This is a genomic window from Bradyrhizobium sp. 956_D2_N1_4 (genome assembly GCF_052076025.1).
Taxonomy (GTDB): domain Bacteria; phylum Pseudomonadota; class Alphaproteobacteria; order Rhizobiales; family Xanthobacteraceae; genus Bradyrhizobium; species Bradyrhizobium barranii.
In genome coordinates this window covers 6,447,532-6,466,924 of sequence record NZ_CP197237.1, presented here as the reverse complement: position 1 = coordinate 6,466,924, position 19,393 = coordinate 6,447,532, and the positions used below count along the sequence as shown (strand labels likewise).

Genomic DNA, 19,393 nt, shown 5'->3' with positions numbered 1-19,393 from the left:
AGCCAAGCGGATACCGGTTCGCGCAAAGAAAACACGTCAAAACAAGAATCCAAAGCCCCGTTCCGATTTCATCGGAATGGAAATGGCTCTAGTGATGGCGGGCGCTAGCTCCCATTCGACGGCTTCATGGCGGATTACGACCTTGCGATCATCGGCGGCGGCCTGAACGGTGTCAGCCTCGCCCGCGATGCAGCCGGCCGCGGCCTGCGGGTCATTCTGCTGGAGCAGGGCGATCTCGGCGGCGCGGCGTCATCCGCGACGCCGCGGCTGATCCATGGCGATCTGTCGGTGCTGGAACGCCGCGGTTTTTGGCGGGTGCGCCGGGCGTTGGCCGAGCGCCGGACGTGGCTTGCCATCGCGCCGCATCTGGTCCGGCCGATGCGCTTCGTGATCCCGGCCCATTCCGAGGAGCGTCCCCCCTGGCTGCTGCGCGCCGGCTTGTACCTCTATGACGGCCTCACCGGTCGGAGCGGCCTGCCTGCCGCGACGACCCTCGACATCACGCATCATCCGGTCGGCAACGCGCTGAAGCGCCCGTTCGGAACGGCTTTCGAATATTCGGACTGCGTCGTCGATGATTCCCGCCTGGTGGTGCTGACGGCGCTGGACGCCGCCGAACGCGGCGCTGCGATCCGGACCGGGGCGCGCTGTGTCCGCGCCGATCGAACCGACACATGGCGCCTCGCGGTGGTCGATCGTGGCCATCGCCGCGTGGTCACGACCCGGGCGCTGGCCAATGCCACCGGCGGCTGGACGTCGATCGTCGCAGAGACCGTGCTGCGCCAGCCGCAGCCTGCCATGGCGGCCATGCAGATGAGCCAGATCATCGTGCCGCGGCTGTTCGAGTCCGATAACGTCTACGTCTTCCAGAACAGGGATGGGCGGCTGATCTTCGCGAGCCCCTTCGAGCGCGATTTCACGCTGATCGGCACGGTCACTCGTGATTTCACCGGTGATCCCGCGATCGTGGCGATGCCTGGGGCTGACGTCAGCTATCTCTGCGAGGCCGCCAGCCGCTATTTCCGCGAGCGCGTCGCGCCCACCGACGTGGTGCGCGCGGTCTCCGGTGTCAACCTGACGCTGGCGTCCGTGCGGCGGCGCGACGGGACGACGCTGTTCCACGCGCGCCGGCGCAAGGCGCCGCTGATCACGATGTTCGGCGGCGACGTCACCACCTCGCGCCTGCGCGCCGAGCGGGCGGTGACGAGGCTGACGCCGTTCTATCCGATGTCGCCGCCCTGGACGGCTCGCGCCGCGTTGCCCGGCGGAGACTTTGCCTGGGATCGTTTCGACACTGAAGTGGACCTCGCCCGCGACCGCTGGCGCTTTCTGTCGGAGCCGCAGGCCCAGCGTCTGGTCGCGGCCTATGGCTCGCGCTTGCCGGCCGTGCTGGGCGAAGCGAAGACCCGCGACGAGATCGGCCCCGCCTTCGGCCCCGAGCTGACCGGCGCCGAAGTGCGCTATCTGATGACCCGCGAATGGGCGCGTTTTCCCGAGGATATTCTGTGGCGGCGTTCCAAGCTCGGCCTGACGATGCCGGCCGCGGACCGCGACGCGCTGGCCGTGTTCATGGCGAATGTGATGTGAACGACGCGCCCCGAACCGGTTGAGCTGGGGACGATCGGCCGCTAGCGTGCGGCGGAATCGGGGTTGGCAGGGACCATGACGGACGAATTGCCCAAGATAGACGCCGGCGCGGATGCGCTTCCCGCGGCGGGGCAGCCGCTGCTGCGCATTGAGGGCGTCACCAAGACGTTCGGGACGTTCCGGGCCGTGGACGGCGTGTCGCTCGACATCAAGGCCGGCGAGTTCTTCGCGCTGCTCGGACCCAGCGGCTGCGGCAAGACCACGCTGCTGCGCATGCTCGCCGGGTTCGAGGCGCCGGACGAGGGGCGCATCCTGCTCGGCGGCCGGGACATCGCGCAGGCGCTGCCGCATGAGCGGCCGATCAACATGATGTTCCAGAACTACGCGCTGTTTCCGCATCTCTCCGTGCGCGACAACATCGCCTTCGGCCTGAAGCGGGCCGGCATGGCGCGTGCCGACATCGCCACGCGCGTGGCGGAAATGATTGCGCTGGTGAAGCTCGAGGGGCTGGAGAAGCGCAGGCCCGACCAGCTCTCCGGCGGTCAGCGTCAGCGCGTGGCGCTGGCGCGTGCATTGGCGCGCCGGCCGCAGCTTCTGCTGCTCGACGAGCCGCTCGCGGCGCTTGACAAGAAGCTGCGCGAGAGCACGCAGGGCGAGCTGATGGAGCTGCAGCGCCGGCTCGGCATGACCTTCATCATCGTCACTCACGACCAGGAAGAGGCGATGACGATGGCGAGCCGGATCGGCGTGATGAGGGCCGGGAAGCTCGCCCAGGTCGCGAGCCCCCGCGAGCTTTACGAGGCGCCGCGCTCGCGATGGATCGCGGAGTTCGTCGGCGACATCAATCTGTTCGACGGCGAGTCCAAATTGCGCGACGGCCATCGTCTGATCATCGGCACGCGCGATGCGGGTGCGCTGGTGGTGGCCGAGCCGCGCGAAGGCGTCGGCGCGGGAAAACTGTCGGTCGCGATCCGCCCCGAGAAGGTCAAGCTGTCGCGCCGTGGCCCGGTGAGCGAGGCCGGTCGTGAGACGGCGATCAACAGCCTGGACGGCGTGGTCGCCGACATCTGTTATCTCGGCGGCACCACCACCTACAAGGTGAAGCTCGATGCAGGCGGAATCGTGCAGGCGTCGGTCCCCAACAGCGCGCGCCTCGACGTCGACGCCTACAGCCTGAACCAGCGTGTCGTCGCCTGGTTCACGCCCGACGACTGTGTGGTGCTGCAATCATGAGCTCGCGCCGCATCTTCGCAAGGCCGGCGCGCTTTGCCGCGATCGCGCCCTATGTCTGGATGGTGCTGTTCTTCCTGGTGCCGTTCGGCTTCGTGCTCAAGATCAGCCTGTCGCAGACGGCGATCGCGCAGCCGCCCTACGAGCCGGTGTTCGACCTGATGGCGGGATGGGAGGCGCTCAAGGCAGCGTTCGCCGCGCTGTCGATCGACAATTTCAAGCTGCTCGCCTCAGACGACATCTACGTGTTCGCCTATGTGCGCAGCCTCACCGTCGCCGTCACCGCGACTGCGCTATTGCTCGTGATCGGCTATCCCATCGCCTATGGCATGGCGCGGTTGCCGAAGCGCTGGCAGGCGGTGGCGATGGTGCTGGTGATAGTGCCGTTCTGGACCTCGTTCCTGATCCGCATTTACGCCTGGATCAACATCCTCCAGCATGACGGCCTGCTGAACCAGATCCTGCTCGCGCTGCATCTGGTCAGCCAGCCGGTGGTGTGGCTCTCGACCGACACCGCGATGTATATCGGCATCGTCTATTCCTATCTGCCGTTCATGATCCTGCCGCTCTACGCCACGCTCGCGAAAATGGAGCCGGTGCTGGAGGAGGCGGCCTCTGATCTCGGCGCGCCGCCCTGGCAGGTGTTCTGGCTCGTCACCTTTCCGCTGTCGCTGCCCGGCGTCGGCGCGGGCGTGCTGCTGTGCTTCATCCCCATCGTGGGCGAGTTCGTGATCCCGGACCTTCTGGCCGGCTCCAATTCGCTGATGATCGGCCAGACCCTCTGGCTCGAATTCTTCACCAACAAGGACTGGCCGGTGGCCTCCGCTGCGGCGATCGTGCTGCTGGTGGTGCTGCTGGTGCCGCTGCTGCTGTACGAGCGGCTGCAGAAGCGGCAGCTGGAACAGGGGCGCTGAAGCGATGCGCAAGGTCTCCCGCCTGTCCCGCTTCAACATCGCCTCGCTCGCATTGGGCCTGGCATTCCTCTATCTGCCGATCCTCATCCTCGTCATCTACTCCTTCAATGCCTCGCGGCTGGTGACGGTGTGGGGCGGCTGGTCGCTGCGCTGGTACCACGAGTTCTTCAACGACCGCGCCATGATCGAGGCGGCCTGGATGAGCCTGCGGGTCGCGGTCTCCTCAGCGACCATCGCCACGCTGCTCGGCACGCTCGCAGCCGTTGCGCTGTCGCGCGGCGAGCGGTTTCGCGGTCGCACGCTGTTCTCGGGCATGCTCTACGCGCCGCTGGTGATGCCGGAGGTGATCACCGGATTGTCGCTACTGCTGCTGTTCGTCGCGCTCAACGCCGAGCGCGGCTTCTGGACGGTGACGATCGCCCACACCACGCTGACGATGTGCTTCGTCGCGGTGGTCGTGCAGTCCCGCCTCGGCTCGCTCGACCGTTCGCTGGAGGAGGCGGCGATGGATCTCGGCTGCAACCCGGTTCGCGGCTTCGTCGCCGTGACGCTGCCGCTGATCGCGCCCGCGATCGTGGCGGGCTGGATGCTGGCCTTCACGCTGTCGCTCGACGATCTCGTGATCGCGAGTTTCACCACCGGCCCCGGCTCGGCGACGCTGCCGATCCGGATCTATTCGGAGGTGCGGCTTGGCGTGAAGCCCGAGATCAACGCGATCTGCACGCTGGTGATCGCCCTGATCGCGGTGGTCATCGTCATCGCCTCGCTTGCCTCGAAACTCTCGAGCTCGCAGGGCGAGAGCGCGGCGCCGCTGTAGGCGAGGAGCAATCATGACTTTCGCCTACCAGATCCTGATCCACACGCCGGTCTGGGTCTGGATGCTGCTCGCCTATCTGGTGTGGCAGGGCGTTCAGGCGATGCAGCCGCGCACGACGCCGATCTGGCGCGCGCTGATCGTGCCGGTCGTGTTCATCGTCTGGGGGATTTCGCGGCTCGGCTTCGGCCACCAAGACAGCGTTTGGCCGCTGGTCGCATGGATCGCGGCCGCGCTCGCGCTGCTGCCGCTTGGCGTGCTGACGCCGCGCCCGTTCGACGTCGATCACCCGACCGGGCAGATCATCCGTCCGGGCAGTCCATTTGGTCTGGTCCGCAACCTGATTGTCTTCGCCTCGCAATATGCGGTCGGCGTGATCTCGGCGATCGATGCGGGCGACCGCGCGCTGGCGATCGTCGGCGGCCGTGCCATCTCGGGCGCGACCGCCGGCTACTTCATCGGCTCGACGATCGCCCTGCTGGTCGCGTATCGACGCAAGAGCGCGGAGAGATGATCAGCGTGACCGGGTTGCGCGTTTCGCGGCCTTGGTGCCCGTAGAACGCGACCGCGTCGCGGAGGCCGCGATGGGCCCCGCGTATCGCGCGCGCACCGCGCCCTGCATCGCGGCACCGAGCTGCCGCAGCGCAAGGCTGTCGAGCGGAAACTCGAGCAGGATGTGGATCAGGCTCAGCGCCAGCAGGAAGGTGAAGCCGAACGCGTAGTCGTAGAAGTACAGCGCGGTGGAGGCGGCGCTTGCGGCTGCCATCGCCGCCAGCCGCGCCTTGGGCACCTCAGTCCAGCGGATGACGTCGGCTTTGATGAACCAGTTGAGGTAGTGGTAGGTGTAGACGAAAGCGAGCAGGCTCGTCAGCCGGGTGTCGAGGACGAGGCCGGGGACTCCGAACAGCCGGCCCAGCGCCGGACCGACATTGCCGAAATAGTCCTGCCCGACCCGGGCAAAGCTCGAGATCCGGATTTCGGCCGTTGGCGGCAGCAACAGGATCGTGGCGACCGCAAGCAGATAGACGACCACCAGGGCAGCCTGCACGCGGCTGCCCGACCGGTGCGCGCCGAGCACCATGAAGATCAGCGTGAACAGCGAGACGTGGATCGGGGTCGGAATCAGGATGCCGATGACCGCAAGCGACGATCCGCTCGAATACATGATCGCGGACAGGGCGATCGCCACCATGAACAGCAGCATGCTCTCGATCGCGGAGGTGGTGGCTGCCAGCATGGCGCAGACGACCAGCGCGCCCCACATCGCAAGGCCGAACCACGAGGCGTTGTCGATCAGCGCCGCGATCACGGCGATGATCGCGAGGACCGCCGCGATCCCGCGGTGGGGCAGATAATAGCTGCGATCGTGCAGCCACGAGATCTCGGTGAAGTAGTGCGCCGGGCCGAGCACGACATAGGCCAGCAGCAGCAGTTCGAACGGCACCAGATAGGACGCCGCGAACGCCAGCAGCATCAGGCCGAGATGGATCGCGTCGTTGCCGCGCATGGTGACGTGCCCCGTGACAGGGCTGCGAGGTTAGAGCAGGCGTGGACAACCCGCAATTGTCCACGTCGTCGCTCGAACGCCCTGCTTGCGGCAACGCGGTGCGTCCGGGAGCGATTTCGAGCGAAGTGGATACCGGTTCGCGTAAAGAAAACGCGTCAAAACAAGAATCGAGAGCCCCGTTCCGATTCCATCGGAACGAGGCTCTCGATTGTCAGGATTTCACCGCGCCTGCCGTGAGCCCGCCCACCATGTAGCGGCGGAAGGCGTAATAGACCGCGGCCGGCGGCAGCGCGTAAATGAAGCCGGTGGTCATCAACAGCTCCCAGGGCGAATCGTCGGCAGCGAGGAAGTTGCCGAGCGCGACGGGGAGGGTGATCTCGCGGTCATTGGACAGAAGCAGGAACGCGTAGAGATATTCGTTCCAGGCGAGCAGCACCGCATAGGTGCCGATCGCGACCAGCGAGGGCATCATCAGCGGCAGGTAGACCAGGCGGAAGATCTGGAGCGTCGTGGCGCCGTCCATCACCGCGGCTTCATCCAGCTCGACCGGCAGCTTGTCGGAGGCCTGCTTGAGCACCCAGATCGCGTAGGGGCTGGCGATCGTCACCATGGCCAGGATCAGCGACCAGTGATTGTTGAGCAGGCCGTAATTGCCCATGGTGCGGTACATCGGCACGGCGAGGAACGCCGCGGGGATGAAATAGGTGAAGAGCGCGAGGTTCAACACGGTGCGGCCGCCCGGCACCTTCAATCGCGAGATCGCGAACGCCGCGGCGGTGGCGATGAACAGCGTCAGCACGCCGACGGAGACTGCGATCACCGTCGAGTTCCAGAACTGGATGTAGAAGTCGCGCAGGAAGTAGTGCTGCTGCTTGAACACGATCTCGAAGTTGTGCAGCGTCGGGTGATCCGGCCACAGCTTGCCCGAGAACGCGTCCTCCTTCGGGGAGATCGCGAACAGGAACATGTGGTAGATCGGAATCATCGTCCACAGGAAGACGGGAATACCAATCAGCAGCAGCCGCGCTTCGATCGCGACGTCGCGCCAGGAAAATTCGCTTACGCCGGGAAGCTTCATCGCGACAACCGTTTCATCATAAAGTACACGAGCGGCAGGACGAACGGCATCGCGCAGACGATGGAGGCCATCGCGAGCGAGAGCTGGTCGAGCCGGAGATAGCGGATACCGAGCGTCGCCAGCACGTGCGTGAGGTCAGCCGGGCCACCGCCGGTGAGCAGATAGACGCTGTTGAAATCGCCGAGCGTCCAGATCATCGAGAGCAGTGTGCAGGTGATGTAGAGCGTCTGCATCGACGGCCAGGTGATGTAGCGGAATTTCTGCCACCAGCTCGCACCATCGACCTCGGCTGCCTCGAACAGATCGTGCGCGATCGCAAGGCGTCCGGTGATCAGGATCAGCGTCCAGAACGGCAGTGATTTCCAGATGTGCACGCCGATCGCCATGCTCAGCGCCACGGCGGGGTCGTTCAGCCAGTTCGGGCCGTCATCGCCGGTGAGGGAGAAGATGAGGTGGTTGACCACGCCCCATTCGGGATTGAACATGAAGCGCACCGACAGGATGGTCGGGATCGACGGCACCGCCCAGGGCAGGATGAAGATCACCGAGAGCCATTTGATCCAGGTGCGCTGCTGCGCGAAGAAGCCGGACAGGAACAACGCGATCAGCATCTTGATGTTGATGCCGATGACCAGGAAGATCAGCGTGTTGACCGCGGCGCGCGCGAAGATCGGATCGTGAAACAGCGCGACATAATTCGACGGGGCCCGCGCCAGCCACAGCCCGTAGCAGACGGGATAGACGACGAAGGCGAGGAAAACGAGCAGATAGGGCGCGAGCAGCACGATGCCCCAGACCTGCGCCGGGGTCAGCCGCGACGACAAGGGCGGAGCGGGCATCGACTGATCGCCAGAGAGCGTAATCGCCATTCTTCAGGACTCTTTGAAAGGACTTCCGGCCGCACGAGGCGGCCGGTATTAGCGTTTCGCCTCTCCCCGCGCCAGCGGGGAGAGGAAGAAAGAGGATTTAGCCTGCAACCTGCTTGATGCGGGCGATCAGCTCGTCGACGGCCTTGTCGACCGGGACCTTTTCGCTGACGACCCGGTTCATCGCCTTGGCCCAGACGTTCTCGTTGTTGAGGATCGTGAACTTCCAGTTCTTGGTGAAGTCGAACGCGGCGGTGCCGCCGGTGAACTGGGCGTAGACCGCCTTGCGGTGCTTGTCGGCCTGCCAGAACGGGCTGGCCTGGCTTTCCTTCGTCACCGGGAACCAGCGGCCGAGCGCGCCCTCGATATAGGGACGAACATTCTCTTCCTGGAGCAGGAAGCTGATGAACTGCTTGGCCTCGGCCTTGTTCTTGGCCGCGGTGAACACCAGCCCGGTCTTGACGTCGGAGCGGTAGCGGATGGTCGAACCGTCGGGCGCCTTCGGGAAGGACGCCGTGACGATGTCCTGCTCATAGGCCTTCTTGCCGGCGTCGCGTTGCTCCTGCGTGAGCGCCTGGTTCTGCGAGTCCTCGAACCACTTCGCCGCGATCGAGATCGTGAAGTTGTGGGTCATCACGATGGTCTTGTTGTGGAAGGCGACGTTGTTGTCGGGGTCCTTCCAGGTTGTGGAGGAGGGCGGCGTGCAGCCCTTGATATAGGTGTCGGTGTAATCCTTCAGCGCGCTGATCAGATTCTCGCGCACCTTGGGATCGTCGACCAGGAGCTTGCCGTCGTCGTCGACCAGCTTGACGTGATAGGCGTCCATGAAGGTGTAGAACGACTGGAAGGCGTCGGTGGATTCAACGCCCATCGGCTGGCCGACGCCGTAGATGCGCTGGCCGGTGGCTTTACGGATACCCGGCTGCACCTTGTCGCACCAGAACGTCCAGTAGCCCGCCCAGTCGGTCGGGATGTCGGCGAGCTTGAAGCCGGCCTTCTCCAGCATGTCGTTCCAGATCTCGACATGCATGCTCTGCTGCTTCAGCGGGAAGCCGTAATAGGCCTTCTTCTTGGTGACGTCGTTATAGAGGATCGACGCGTCCAGCGTGTTCTGCACGAACCGGCCCTTGATCGGCTCCATGACGTCCGTGAGGTCCTCGAGCTTGCCCTCATAGGCCCACTTGCCCTGCGCCTGCACGTCGTAGGAATCGGAATAGGCGACATCGGGCACAGTGCCGGCATCGAGCGCGGCCACCGTCTTCGGAATCATGTCCTGGATCGCGTACTGCGACAATTCGACCTTGATGCCGGTCTTGGCTTCGAACTTCTTGATCGTCTCGATCAGTGCGTCGTCTTCGGACCGATAGAAGCCCTTGCCCCACCAGACCGTGATCGTCTTCTGCTGCGCAAAGGCGGGTGCAGTGGCCGCAAAAAGCCCAACCGCAGCGACCGCCAATGAAACTGCGCCAATAACCTTGGATCTCACGTTTTTCTCCCTCAAACGGCCGGTGTTTTTAACCGGTCGTATAAAACACTAGCGCATGGCCGTCAGCCGATCTAGCGGCATCTTGTCAGACCTAGGTCGTGGGGTGTCGGGCCAGCGGAGATGCTTAATCCGCGCATCGATCCAATCGCCGCATCAATTCGGCCGGATCAATTCGCGATGGTCCGGCAGCGCCGGACGATCGCCGTCCTCAGTTGGACTTCGCGTTTTCCTTGGCGTTCTCGGCCGTCGGCGAATCTGTCGGCGCAGGGTGCTTCTCGCCGGTGATGCGCCGCTTCAGGAGGTCCAGGAAGGGGGATGCCGCAGGCGACTGGCGGATCAGGCTTTCGGGGTCGGGGAAGATCAGGGGATCGTCCCAGGGACCCTGCACCATGAAGGGCAACTGAAAGCCGGACGTCGTATTGAGGCTCGCCACGCCCTTCATGTCGTATTCGCGCGTCGGCACCGAGGCAGTGCCCGTCAGCGTGATCTTCGCAGCCGGCCCCTCGATGCGGATGTCCTCGGCGGTGGCGATCCCATCGGAGAATTTCACCGCGATGGTGAGGGTGTCATAAGGGGTCGAGCCGTTGCGGAAATTGCCGCCACCCGACAGCGGCCGCCGCTCCAGCCGCTTCAGGAGTTGCTCGGCGTTGAAGCCCGAGATCGCACCGTCGTGCCCGGTCACGGTGGCAGTGCCGTCGAGCGACTGCACGAGGCCGAACGGGCTGGAGCCGGAGGCCAGCAGCGAGACGTTGATGTTGCCGCGGCCGGACAGCTTGTTGAGGCCGAACAATTCGGAGGCGCAGGCCTGGAGATCGACATCGGTGAACTGGAATTGCGCCTTGACGTCGGCGACGGTGTCGGAGCGCGCGATCCCGAACGAGCCCTTGGCGATGCCGCCATAGACCTGAGCTTCGCCGACCGAGAGCGCCAGCGTGCCGTTGCGCAGATTGGCGCCGATCGCGGTGCGGCCGAGTTTCGACGTCCCGACTGTCAGCCTGGCTGCCGACAGGCGCATGTCGAGGTCGGTGGTCGAAAGCCCGTTGAGATCGAACAGCTGCCTGTTCCAGTCGCGGGCGCCGCTGGCGAGCAGGCGGAAGGTCGAGATATAAGGTGTGAAGTCGAGCGCGTCGGCGGCAAGCGTCGCTTGCAGCGTCTGCCGGCCGTTATTGGCGTAGGTCATCACGCCCTCGGCAGTGTTGCCGTCGAGCTCGACATTGACGTTGGTGAGCGCGATCGAGGCGCCGACGACATTGGCGCGCGCCTTCAGCGCGAAGCGGCCGAAGCCGCCGCTGCCGGGCTGCGGCTGACCGGTCCAGCGCAGCGCGTTGCGCAAGGATGGGCTGTCGATGGTGAGCGTGCCTTCCATCATCGGGCTGGTGCGGTTGGCGACGCTGCCGTCGAAGGCGAGCTTGAGCGGGGCACTGGCGATCCGCGCCTTCAGCCCGGAGCGGTCGCCGGAGAGGGCGGCGACGAAATCGGCGAAGCTGATCGAGCCGTCGACGCGCTCGCCGCGCCAGTCGAATTGTCCGGTCGCGGCGAAGGACCGCGAGATCGAGGGCCAGGCCAGCGACAGGTCGATGTCCTCGAACTTCTCGGCGGCGTGGGTGGTGGCGTCCTCGTAATTGAGCACACCGTCCTGGATCCTGATCTCGGAGAACGACACCTGGTTCTCGGCGCCCGGCTTCATGGTGCGCGCAATGGTCTGGATGAAGGGCGTCCAGTTGCTTTCGCCATCCTGCTTCAGGCTGACATGGATGCGCGGCCGCAGCAGGGTCAGGTCGGCGATCTCGAACCGCTGCAGCAGCAGCGGCAGCAGCCGGAGATTGGCGGTGAGCACGTCGACATGGAGCGCGGGATCGCTGGTGCCGCCGCCCTTCAGGCCGACGTCATGGAAGGAAATGTAGCTCGCCGGCAGCAGCGAAATGTCGATGCTGCCTGCCACGCTGAGCTCGAGCCCGGTGACGTCGCGGATCTGCGTTTCCACCGCCTTGCGCAGCGCGTCGCGGTTGATGAGCCAGGAGGTCGCGATCAGGGCGATCAGCGCGAGGCCGAGCAGCGCCGCGATCGGCGTCCCGAGGCGCTTCATTCCTTGGGCCATGGTCAATGGCATGTCCTGATCGGGTTGGTCGCTGGAGCCAGAAGAGCGGACCGGGAAACCTGCGTGCCCACGCCCAACCCCCGCAACTTGATGGGTTTTCTTGTCGCTTTCAAGGCCGCGGGCGGTTCTGCCCACGGCGTGGGCAGCTTCTATCACCGGAGGGCGGAACGGAGAACCCCGTATCATTGACGGCTTTGGAGGATTTCGCCTAATAATCGCCGCCAATGAGGCGCGACGCCTGCCAGCCGAAGGTTCACCCGAAGGTTATTTGCATGAACAAGGTCTATCCCGACGCCAAGTCGGCTCTCGAAGGCGTTCTGAAAGACAATATGATGATCATGTCGGGCGGCTTTGGCCTCTGCGGCATCGCCGAGGAGCTGTCGGACGCGATCCGCGAGTCCGGGGTCAAGGGCCTGACGGTCGTCTCCAACAATGCCGGCGTCGACGGCATCGGCCTCAGCCGCCTGCTCGAAACCCGCCAGATCAAGAAGATGATCTCGTCCTATGTCGGCGAGAACAAGCTGTTCGCCCAGCAATTCCTGGCCGGCGAGCTGGAACTCGAATTCAATCCGCAGGGCACGCTGGCCGAGCGCATCCGCGCCGGCGGCGCCGGTATCCCGGCCTTCTACACCAAGACCGGCGTCGGCACGCTGATCGCCGAAGGCAAGGAAGTGAAGGAGTTCGACGGCGAGAAGTACCTGATGGAGCGCGGCCTGTTCGCCGACCTCGCCATCGTGCACGCCTGGAAGGGCGACACCGCCGGCAACCTCATCTACCGCAAGACCGCGCGCAACTTTAATCCGATGATGGCGACCGCCGCCAAGATCACGGTCGCCGAGGTCGAGCATCTGGTTCCGGCCGGTGAACTCAATCCCGACCACATCCACACGCCCGGCATCTTCGTGAAGCGCATCGTCGAGGTTGGCACGGCCAAGAAGCGCATCGAATTCCGTAACACCCGCCCGCGCACCGCCGCTTAAGCGTCAGGAGACTCACATGGCCTGGACCCGTGAACAGATGGCTGCGCGCGCCGCCAAGGAACTGCGTGACGGCTACTACGTCAATCTCGGCATCGGCATCCCGACGCTGGTCTCGAACTTCATCCCTGATGGCGTCGATGTCAGCCTCCAGAGCGAGAACGGCATGCTCGGCATGGGCCCGTTCCCCTATGAGGACGAGGTGGATGCCGACCTCATCAATGCCGGCAAGCAGACCGTGAGCGAGCTGCCGTCGACCTCGTATTTCTCGAGCGCGGATTCTTTCGGGATGATCCGCGGCGGCCACATGGACCTGTCGATCCTCGGCGCCATGCAGGTGGCCCAGAACGGCGATCTCGCCAACTGGATGATCCCCGGCAAGATGGTCAAGGGCATGGGCGGCGCGATGGATCTCGTCGCCGGCGTCAAGCGCGTCGTCGTCGTGATGGAGCACTCGGCCAAGGACGGCTCGAAGCTGCTGAAGAAGTGCAATCTGCCGCTGACCGGCGAGCGCGTGGTCGACATGGTCGTCACCGATCTCGCGGTCTTCACCATCGACAAGCACGGCGACGGCGGCATGGCGCTGATCGAGCTCGCCGACGGCGTCTCGCTCGACGAGGTCAAGGCCAAGACCGAAGCCGAATTCCGCGTCGCGCTGAAGAACACGTAAGGTCGTCGCAACGGGGGCGCGCATGACGATACGGTCTGCGCGTCCCGAAGACGCCGGTTTCATCGCACAAACCATCCTGTCGTCGCAGCGTGGCTACCGGCCGCGCGGCTGGTTCGACGTCGCGCTCGGCTGGCCCCAGGCACAGTGCCGCGATTTCATCGCGCGCATCACGACCGCACACGCGGTGTCGATGTGGCATGTCTCGCAATTCCTGATCGCCGAGATCGATGGCAAGCCTGCTGCCGCGTTGTGCGCACTGCCGGCGGCCGGCACGGGACCTGCGGCCTGGCGTGCCATCGAGGAGGTCGGTGCCGCGACCGGGCTTGCCGCGCCAGAGCTGGAAGCCATCCGTCGCCGCGGCGCCTACACGCGCGCCTGCTGGGTTCAGGGCGGCGAGGGCGACTGGATGATCGAGCACGTCGCGACCGACCCCGCCTATGGCGGTCGCGGCCTCGTGCAGGCGTTGCTTGCGCGCGCACTGGATAAGGGACGAGCGGCCGGATTTGCCCGCGCGACGATATCGTTCCTGATCGGCAATCAGCCGGCTGAACGCGCCTACGCCAAGGCAGGATTTGTCTTCGCCGAAGAGAAGCGCGATCCCGCGTTCGAGGCGATCATCGGCGCGCCCGGATTTCGCATGTTTGCGCGAACGATTTGATGCGCCGTAGCCCGGATGGAGCGTAGCGAAATCCGGGGTGCTCGTGGATGGTCCGATCCCGGATTGCGCTGCGCTCCATCCGGGCTACTCGGCGATACCTACGACCTCGCCGCCCACACCTTGCCCCACCGCGCCGACACGCTTGCAACCCATGACGGCTCCTCGCGCACCAGGCGGAAGCCGAGATTGGCGGGCGGCACGCCCTGTGCGCAACCGCCGGCGCGAGCGTCGCGGATGAAGTCGGTGACGTAGGCGCGGTGCGCACCCTCGGCGACGCGCACGCCGCAATTCACGGTCGGGCGGCCGGCATTGCCGGCTGCGTCGATCCGCGAGCGCACGAAGCAGGTCGCGGTCCATTCCCAGACATTGCCGGCGAGATCTTCGATACCGTGCTCGTTGGTGCCGAACTTGCCGAACGGATAGGCCGTCGTGTCGGAGAGGTCGCGCTCGGATTCACGCTCGTAACGGCTGAGCCAGCGCTTTGAAGGATCGTCTGCGTCCACAGGCGCGCCGTCGTCCCTGAACCGGGAGCCGGCCGCAAAGGCCCATTCCGCGTCGCTCGGCAGGCGATAGGTGTGGCCGGTCTTGCGCGACAGCCAGCCCGCATAGGCCTGCGCATCGTGCCAGCTCACCTGGACCGCGGGACGATCGAACGCGATCGCGACGCCGCGATCAAGCGCGCGGCACGCACCATCCTGCACGCAAAGCTGATAGTCGGATGACGAGACCTGGTGCCGCATGATCTGTAGCGGCCGGTTGAAGCGCATCGCGCGCAGCGGCACTTCGGCCTGCAGCCCCGCGCGGGTGAAATCGCCGGCCTCGCGATAGGAAAGATTACCCGGCGCGACCCTGACGATCGCAGGCTCCGTCGCCGTACCATGGACCGCCATGTCCGAGACCAGCGGCGCCACGGCGATCGGCCCTGCGAGCCCTGCGGCGCAGGCGAGCAGCAGTTTCAGCTTGAATGCGATCAGCATGGTCGTCCCCCGAAGAAGGAAGGGGCCGGCGATGACCGGCCCCCTGTCGCGTCTAGTTGGTGTTGGGAGCCGGTATCTCCGCGGGCGCCTTCACCTGGGTCATCAGATCGTCGTTCCACTTGCCTTCGACCTTGAAGTGCGCAGTGGCGCCGAGGTCGGCTGCCTCGATCAGATTATGCGTGACATAGGCGTAGATGCCGGGCTGCAGGAACTTGTAGAGCGCAGCTCCCGCCGAGCCGCCGCGGATGAACCAGGTCTCTAGTCCCGTCTCAGGCGCGTTGGAGAATTTGCCGGTCTCCCAGACATAGTCGCCATGGCCGCCGATCAGGTGCGGACGGCTGTCGCGATTGGCCTGCGAATGCACGATCAGCACGTTCTCGCCGACCTTGGCCGTCAGCGCGTTCTTGCCGGTGAGCGCGCCGACCTTGCCGTTGAACACGACGTGGGAGGGGATCAGCTTCTTCATCACCTCTTCGGTCTCGGTGAAGGCTTCGCCCGGCGAATTATAGGACTTGAACTTGCCCTTCTCGTCGCGCGGCACATACATGTCCTGCTCGCCGACATAGTAGACCTTGTCGTATTTCAGCGCGTGGCCCTTGCCGTCGTTCAGTCCGTCGCGCGGCAGCACCATCACCGCGCCGTTCATGCCGGAGACGACATGCCAGGGGATCATCGGGCCGCCCGGGGCGCAGTGATAGACGAACACGCCGATCCGCGTTGCCTTCCAGCGCAGCACGACCTGCTCGCCGGGATTGACCAGCGTGAGCTCGGCGCCGCCGAGGGCGCCGGTCGCGGAGTGGAAGTCGATGTTGTGCGGCATGGTGTTGGTCGCGGGATTGACCAGCGTCACCTCGACGTAGTCGCCTTCATGCACGACCATCAGCGGACCCGGCATCGAGCCGTTGAAGGTCATGGCCTGGAACGTGGTGCCCTTGTCGTCGATGACGACCTTCTTCTCCTCGATGTTGAGCTTGAACTCGATGATCTTGGGCCCCTGCGTCGTGGCCTGCTCGTGCGCGTGCACGAAGGGCGGTGCGACCAGCTCGACCTTCTGCCGCGGCAGCTTGAGGTCGCCGGCGGCGAACGTGGGTGTCGCGAGCATCAGGGCGGTCGCGGCGGCGCTGATCAATGCGGCTCTGCGGGTGAACATCGGAAGCATCCTTCATCTGAAAGGGTTTTGATGACGGATGCAGTCTGCGCCTGTTACGGTAAGAGTGTTTGCGCTGCGACAAGCTTTTGCCGAATTCGCCTCCGGTAAAATCCTTAGGAGGTTTGCCGAAGCGCGTATCGGCCGTGCGAAGCGCACGACGTCGCGCGGCGTCAGTTGCGCCAGCGGCAAATCGTTCGCATGTTCAACGACGCTCGACTGTGAATGTTTGGTTGTCGATCAGAGAAGCTGGATCGCAATCCAGACCGTGCCCCAGACCGCGAGCGACAGCGCGGCGAAGATGGCGGCGGTGATCGCCAGCACCCGCACGAGATAACCTGCGCGGACGGAGGGTGCGGCGGGGACGGGACGAAAATCGTCGAAGCGCGGGATATGACCGCGAACGCCGGTGAGCCAGAGAACGAGATCGAGCGCGAGCGACGCCATGGCCTATCTCCAGTGAGTCATGATTGAACGTCATCATGGTTCCGATCCGGCGCTCGGACTTTGAGCGAGCGCAAGGTAGTCCGCCCGAAAACGGGTCATCCAATGCCATCCGGGATTTGCCGCGCCACCGCGCGGCATCGATTTACGAATGGTTAAGATATGAGGACCGATCTCGCAGCGAGCTACGGCGAAGAGAGATTGCCGCGGTACACGAGCTATCCGACCGCGCCGCATTTTTCGCCGGCGGTCGGCCCGGATACTTATGCCGAATGGCTCGCCGGACTCCCGGCAGGCGCCAGTGCGTCACTTTATCTGCACGTGCCGTTCTGCCGCGAGATGTGCTGGTATTGCGGCTGCCATACCCAGATCGTCCGCCGCGACGGGCTCATCGCCGCCTATCAGCGGACGCTGCGCAGCGAGATCGCGCAGGTGTCTGAGACCATCGGCCGCCGCATCAAGGTCGAGCACATCCATTTCGGTGGCGGCACGCCGACCATCATGGCGCCGGAGGCTTTTGCCGAGTTGATGGCGGCGATGCGCCATTCGTTCTTCGTGCTGCCCTCGGCCGAGATCGCGGTCGAGATCGACCCGCGCACGCTGACATCAGAGATGGTGGAGGCCATGCGGCTCTCCGGCGTCAACCGCGCCAGCCTGGGTGTGCAGAGTTTCGATCCGGTCGTGCAGCGCGCGATCAATCGCGTGCAGAGCTATGAGCAGACGGCTTCCGTCGTCGATAGGCTGCATCGCGCGGGCATCAACGGGATCAACTTCGACCTCATCTATGGGCTGCCGCACCAGACCGTCGCGTCCTGCCTGGACACGGTTCGGCGCAGCCTCGAGCTCGGGCCCGATCGTTTCTCGGTGTTCGGCTATGCGCATGTGCCTGACTTCAAGAAGCACCAGCGCATGATCAACGAGGCCGTGCTGCCCGACGGCCTCGCGCGTCATGACCAGGCCTGCGCGATCGCCAATGCGTTGAAGGAGGCCGGCTACGTCCAGATCGGGCTCGACCATTTCGCGCGCCCCGACGACGCCATGGCCGTGGCCTTCGAGGAACGGACGCTGCGGCGCAATTTCCAGGGCTACACCACCGACAAGGGCGAAGTCCTGCTCGGTTTCGGCGCGAGCGCGATCGGGCATCTGCCGCAGGGCTATGTGCAGAACCAGGTGCAGATCGGCGCCTACGCGCAGAGCGTCGCCGCCGGCCGCCTCGCCACCGCGAAGGGCTACGGGCTCACCGACGACGACCGGCTCCGCGCCGACATCATCGAGCGCATCATGTGCGAGTTCAGCGCCGATCTCGGCGACATCTGTGCGCGCCATGGTGCGGAACCCGAAGCGATGCTGAAGTCGGCCGCGCGCCTAAAGCCGTTGATCTCGGACGGCATCGTCAGGCTCGACGGCGACCGTCTCGCGGTCGCAAGCGACTCGCGCTTCCTGGTCCGCAGCGTCGCCGCGGCGTTCGACGCGCATCTGGATCCGGGCAAGCAGTTGCACAGCAGGGCGGTGTAGTTCACCTCACGCCGCCTACTGCAGGGACTTTTGCATATGAGCTTGGCGGGGTCCGAGCGAGCGCCTCGTCCTTCGAGACGACCGCTCCGCGGTCTCCTCAGGATGAGGCTGAGCAGCAGCTTTGCCTGTCGAAATAGTGACCACGTACTCCGTCCTCATCCTGAGGGCCCGCCGGAGGCGGGCGTCTCGCAGGATGGCCGCGGGCGAGCTTCCCGCCACGTTTTTCTCATACGCGATAGCCCTGCCGCTTGCGGGGAGAGGGAGAAGCAACCACCAGCTTGCGCTTCAACAAAGAAGCTCGGACCGACCCGGCTATCGTCACTTCGGAACGGAGTTGTCCATGCCCTTCCGATCCGACGATCTGGTCGATGACATCATGCGTGCGGCACCGCACACGATCCGCGTGTTCCTCGCCTTCAGGATGGCTTGCGTCGGCTGTCCGATCGCGACCTTCCATACCGTGGAAGACGCCTGCCGCGAGCATGGCATCGATCGCGACAAATTCCTCGCTGCGCTGTGCGAATGCGTGCCGGCGTGAGGCGGGTCGGAGTTCGCGCGGGTCGCGCGCGGATTCCCGGGTGAGGGCGGGCTTGCGCCGTAAGCGGAAGTGCCCTCACCCCTACCTTACGCAGAATTGCCGTCCGCTGTACGCTCCGCCAGCACGACGATCTTGTGCGGATCGCGCAGGATGATGCGCTGGCGGCCGCTCTCGACGAGGCCCTGGCTCTCCCAGCCGCTGAGGATGCGGCTGACGGTATGCAGCGTGGTGCCGGTCATCTGCGCGATGTCCTGGCGGCTGATCGGGAAGTCGATCTCGATGCCGTGGTCGAGCTTCTTGCCGGACTGTTTTGCGAGCCGCAGCAGCGCATGTGCGACGCGCTGCTCGACCTGCTGGGTCGACATTTCCAGGATGCGGGTGTGGCTCTCCTGCAGTCGCGCGCCGACAGTCTGGAGCGTGTTGGCGGCGATTGCCGGAAACCGCTCGATCAGCCGCGGCCAGGCCGAATTCGGCCAGATCAGCACCACGCTGTCGTCGACCGCCATCGCTGTCGCCGGATAGTGCGCGGCTCCGATCGCCATCGCGAGCCCGAATGTCTCGCCGGGGGCGACATAGCGCACCACGATCTGCTCGCCGGTCGGGGTGGTCTTGGCAGCGCGGACGTGGCCGTGCAGCAGCAGGAAGAAGGATTGCGCGTCAGCGCCCTGTTCGAAAATGGCGGTGTTCCTGGGGTACCGCGCCGAGCGGGCCTCGCGCAGGATTTCCTCGAGGTCCTCCGGCTTGACGCCGGAAAACAGCGGCAAATGCGCAACCAGCGATGTGTCGACCTTGGCCATTCTGCCTCCTTGGCGCTCGGAGTGTGATGGCACCTGTATTCGTCGGGCAGTTTGCGATAGCGCAAAACGGGCCGGCCGGACGGCAGTATT

At 65.1% G+C, this 19,393-nt stretch carries 19 protein-coding genes; 10 read left to right on the top strand and 9 right to left on the bottom strand.

Annotated elements, in window-relative coordinates; translation table 11 throughout:
* Positions 1 to 126 precede the first annotated feature (126 nt).
* From AB7535_RS30615 to AB7535_RS30595, 5 genes are all read left to right on the top strand, one after another.
* Complete coding sequence (locus AB7535_RS30615) at positions 127 to 1,587, top strand: glycerol-3-phosphate dehydrogenase (RefSeq protein ID WP_231143493.1); 1,461 nt, start codon at positions 127 to 129, stop codon at positions 1,585 to 1,587.
* Positions 1,588 to 1,662: 75 nt separating this feature from the next.
* The gene (locus tag AB7535_RS30610; protein ID WP_135216410.1) at positions 1,663 to 2,820 is read left to right on the top strand and encodes an ABC transporter ATP-binding protein; all 1,158 of its coding nucleotides are present in this window, start codon (positions 1,663 to 1,665) and stop codon (positions 2,818 to 2,820) included.
* Positions 2,817 to 3,731, top strand: coding sequence for an ABC transporter permease (locus tag AB7535_RS30605; RefSeq protein WP_135216409.1), 915 nt, complete (start codon positions 2,817 to 2,819; stop codon positions 3,729 to 3,731). Before AB7535_RS30610 ends, AB7535_RS30605 begins: the two co-directional genes overlap by 4 nt.
* Positions 3,732 to 3,735: 4 nt before the next feature.
* Positions 3,736 to 4,548 (top strand): ABC transporter permease, encoded by an 813-nt coding sequence (locus AB7535_RS30600; RefSeq protein ID WP_135216408.1) that lies wholly within the window; start codon positions 3,736 to 3,738, stop codon positions 4,546 to 4,548.
* A 13-nt stretch (positions 4,549 to 4,561) separates the two neighbouring features.
* Complete coding sequence (locus AB7535_RS30595) at positions 4,562 to 5,059, top strand: DUF6622 family protein (protein ID WP_135216407.1); 498 nt, start codon at positions 4,562 to 4,564, stop codon at positions 5,057 to 5,059.
* Here the strand turns inward: AB7535_RS30595 and AB7535_RS30590 are convergent, their stop codons facing one another.
* The 5 genes from AB7535_RS30590 to AB7535_RS30570 form a co-directional block, all read right to left on the bottom strand.
* Complete coding sequence (locus AB7535_RS30590; protein WP_354102618.1) at positions 5,060 to 6,052, bottom strand: hypothetical protein; 993 nt, start codon at positions 6,050 to 6,052, stop codon at positions 5,060 to 5,062. It abuts the gene before it with no gap.
* Between the two features lie 211 nt (positions 6,053 to 6,263).
* Positions 6,264 to 7,130, bottom strand: coding sequence for a carbohydrate ABC transporter permease (locus tag AB7535_RS30585; RefSeq protein ID WP_028151662.1), 867 nt, complete (start codon positions 7,128 to 7,130; stop codon positions 6,264 to 6,266).
* Entirely contained in the window at positions 7,127 to 7,999 is an 873-nt protein-coding gene (locus tag AB7535_RS30580; RefSeq protein WP_028151661.1) for a carbohydrate ABC transporter permease, read from the bottom strand. The genes AB7535_RS30585 and AB7535_RS30580 overlap by 4 nt, the downstream gene beginning before the upstream one ends.
* Positions 8,000 to 8,096: 97 nt before the next feature.
* On the bottom strand, positions 8,097 to 9,482 hold the full coding sequence (locus AB7535_RS30575; RefSeq protein ID WP_063981139.1) for an ABC transporter substrate-binding protein: 1,386 nt from the start codon (positions 9,480 to 9,482) through the stop codon (positions 8,097 to 8,099).
* Positions 9,483 to 9,690: 208 nt separating this feature from the next.
* Positions 9,691 to 11,580, bottom strand: a complete 1,890-nt coding sequence (locus tag AB7535_RS30570; RefSeq protein WP_231145411.1) for an AsmA family protein — start codon at positions 11,578 to 11,580, stop codon at positions 9,691 to 9,693.
* 272 nt (positions 11,581 to 11,852) lie between these two features.
* Here AB7535_RS30570 and AB7535_RS30565 point away from each other — a divergent pair, with 272 nt between their 5' ends.
* The 3 genes from AB7535_RS30565 to AB7535_RS30555 are packed head-to-tail and all read left to right on the top strand — an operon-like array spanning position 11,853 to position 13,885.
* Positions 11,853 to 12,560: a CoA transferase subunit A gene (locus AB7535_RS30565; RefSeq protein ID WP_028151658.1), complete on the top strand. Its 708-nt coding sequence runs from the start codon at positions 11,853 to 11,855 to the stop codon at positions 12,558 to 12,560.
* A gap of 16 nt (positions 12,561 to 12,576) precedes the next feature.
* Positions 12,577 to 13,227, top strand: a complete 651-nt coding sequence (locus AB7535_RS30560) for a 3-oxoacid CoA-transferase subunit B (RefSeq protein WP_011089829.1) — start codon at positions 12,577 to 12,579, stop codon at positions 13,225 to 13,227.
* Between the two features lie 22 nt (positions 13,228 to 13,249).
* Complete coding sequence (locus AB7535_RS30555; RefSeq protein ID WP_231143490.1) at positions 13,250 to 13,885, top strand: GNAT family N-acetyltransferase; 636 nt, start codon at positions 13,250 to 13,252, stop codon at positions 13,883 to 13,885.
* Positions 13,886 to 13,983: 98 nt separating this feature from the next.
* On the opposite strand, the gene AB7535_RS30550 is transcribed toward AB7535_RS30555, so the two are convergent.
* The 3 genes from AB7535_RS30550 to AB7535_RS30540 form a co-directional block, all read right to left on the bottom strand.
* On the bottom strand, positions 13,984 to 14,862 hold the full coding sequence (locus tag AB7535_RS30550; RefSeq protein ID WP_071909777.1) for a formylglycine-generating enzyme family protein: 879 nt from the start codon (positions 14,860 to 14,862) through the stop codon (positions 13,984 to 13,986).
* A gap of 52 nt (positions 14,863 to 14,914) precedes the next feature.
* Positions 14,915 to 16,012 (bottom strand): copper-containing nitrite reductase, encoded by a 1,098-nt coding sequence (gene nirK / locus AB7535_RS30545; RefSeq protein WP_439037445.1) that lies wholly within the window; start codon positions 16,010 to 16,012, stop codon positions 14,915 to 14,917.
* A gap of 237 nt (positions 16,013 to 16,249) precedes the next feature.
* A complete protein-coding gene (locus AB7535_RS30540; RefSeq protein ID WP_231143488.1) occupies positions 16,250 to 16,456 on the bottom strand; it encodes a hypothetical protein in 207 nt (68 codons plus the stop codon).
* 159 nt (positions 16,457 to 16,615) lie between these two features.
* On the opposite strand from AB7535_RS30540, the gene hemN reads away from it, so the two are divergent.
* Both hemN and AB7535_RS30530 read left to right on the top strand, forming a co-directional pair.
* Entirely contained in the window at positions 16,616 to 17,968 is a 1,353-nt protein-coding gene (gene hemN / locus AB7535_RS30535; RefSeq protein WP_231143487.1) for an oxygen-independent coproporphyrinogen III oxidase, read from the top strand.
* Positions 17,969 to 18,308: 340 nt separating this feature from the next.
* Complete coding sequence (locus AB7535_RS30530) at positions 18,309 to 18,506, top strand: DUF1858 domain-containing protein (protein ID WP_014492467.1); 198 nt, start codon at positions 18,309 to 18,311, stop codon at positions 18,504 to 18,506.
* A gap of 86 nt (positions 18,507 to 18,592) precedes the next feature.
* Here AB7535_RS30530 and AB7535_RS30525 read toward each other — a convergent pair whose 3' ends face one another.
* The gene (locus AB7535_RS30525; protein WP_039153608.1) at positions 18,593 to 19,303 is read right to left on the bottom strand and encodes a Crp/Fnr family transcriptional regulator; all 711 of its coding nucleotides are present in this window, start codon (positions 19,301 to 19,303) and stop codon (positions 18,593 to 18,595) included.
* Positions 19,304 to 19,393 lie beyond the last annotated feature (90 nt).

What these genes read in the sequence shown, in the direction of transcription:
- AB7535_RS30580 (WP_028151661.1), bottom strand. Translation starts at nt 7,999, where the DNA reads ATGGCGATTACGCTCTCTGGCGATCAGTCGATGCCCGCTCCGCCCTTG.
- hemN (WP_231143487.1), top strand. Translation starts at nt 16,616, where the DNA reads ATGAGGACCGATCTCGCAGCGAGCTACGGCGAAGAGAGATTGCCGCGG.
- AB7535_RS30540 (WP_231143488.1), bottom strand. Translation starts at nt 16,456, where the DNA reads ATGGCGTCGCTCGCGCTCGATCTCGTTCTCTGGCTCACCGGCGTTCGC.
- AB7535_RS30555 (WP_231143490.1), top strand. Translation starts at nt 13,250, where the DNA reads ATGACGATACGGTCTGCGCGTCCCGAAGACGCCGGTTTCATCGCACAA.
- AB7535_RS30585 (WP_028151662.1), bottom strand. Translation starts at nt 7,130, where the DNA reads ATGAAGCTTCCCGGCGTAAGCGAATTTTCCTGGCGCGACGTCGCGATC.
- AB7535_RS30565 (WP_028151658.1), top strand. Translation starts at nt 11,853, where the DNA reads ATGAACAAGGTCTATCCCGACGCCAAGTCGGCTCTCGAAGGCGTTCTG.
- AB7535_RS30560 (WP_011089829.1), top strand. Translation starts at nt 12,577, where the DNA reads ATGGCCTGGACCCGTGAACAGATGGCTGCGCGCGCCGCCAAGGAACTG.
- AB7535_RS30615 (WP_231143493.1), top strand. Translation starts at nt 127, where the DNA reads ATGGCGGATTACGACCTTGCGATCATCGGCGGCGGCCTGAACGGTGTC.
- AB7535_RS30595 (WP_135216407.1), top strand. Translation starts at nt 4,562, where the DNA reads ATGACTTTCGCCTACCAGATCCTGATCCACACGCCGGTCTGGGTCTGG.
- AB7535_RS30610 (WP_135216410.1), top strand. Translation starts at nt 1,663, where the DNA reads ATGACGGACGAATTGCCCAAGATAGACGCCGGCGCGGATGCGCTTCCC.
- AB7535_RS30600 (WP_135216408.1), top strand. Translation starts at nt 3,736, where the DNA reads ATGCGCAAGGTCTCCCGCCTGTCCCGCTTCAACATCGCCTCGCTCGCA.
- AB7535_RS30590 (WP_354102618.1), bottom strand. Translation starts at nt 6,052, where the DNA reads ATGCGCGGCAACGACGCGATCCATCTCGGCCTGATGCTGCTGGCGTTC.
- AB7535_RS30570 (WP_231145411.1), bottom strand. Translation starts at nt 11,580, where the DNA reads ATGGCCCAAGGAATGAAGCGCCTCGGGACGCCGATCGCGGCGCTGCTC.
- AB7535_RS30550 (WP_071909777.1), bottom strand. Translation starts at nt 14,862, where the DNA reads ATGCTGATCGCATTCAAGCTGAAACTGCTGCTCGCCTGCGCCGCAGGG.
- nirK (WP_439037445.1), bottom strand. Translation starts at nt 16,012, where the DNA reads ATGTTCACCCGCAGAGCCGCATTGATCAGCGCCGCCGCGACCGCCCTG.
- AB7535_RS30525 (WP_039153608.1), bottom strand. Translation starts at nt 19,303, where the DNA reads ATGGCCAAGGTCGACACATCGCTGGTTGCGCATTTGCCGCTGTTTTCC.
- AB7535_RS30530 (WP_014492467.1), top strand. Translation starts at nt 18,309, where the DNA reads ATGCCCTTCCGATCCGACGATCTGGTCGATGACATCATGCGTGCGGCA.
- AB7535_RS30605 (WP_135216409.1), top strand. Translation starts at nt 2,817, where the DNA reads ATGAGCTCGCGCCGCATCTTCGCAAGGCCGGCGCGCTTTGCCGCGATC.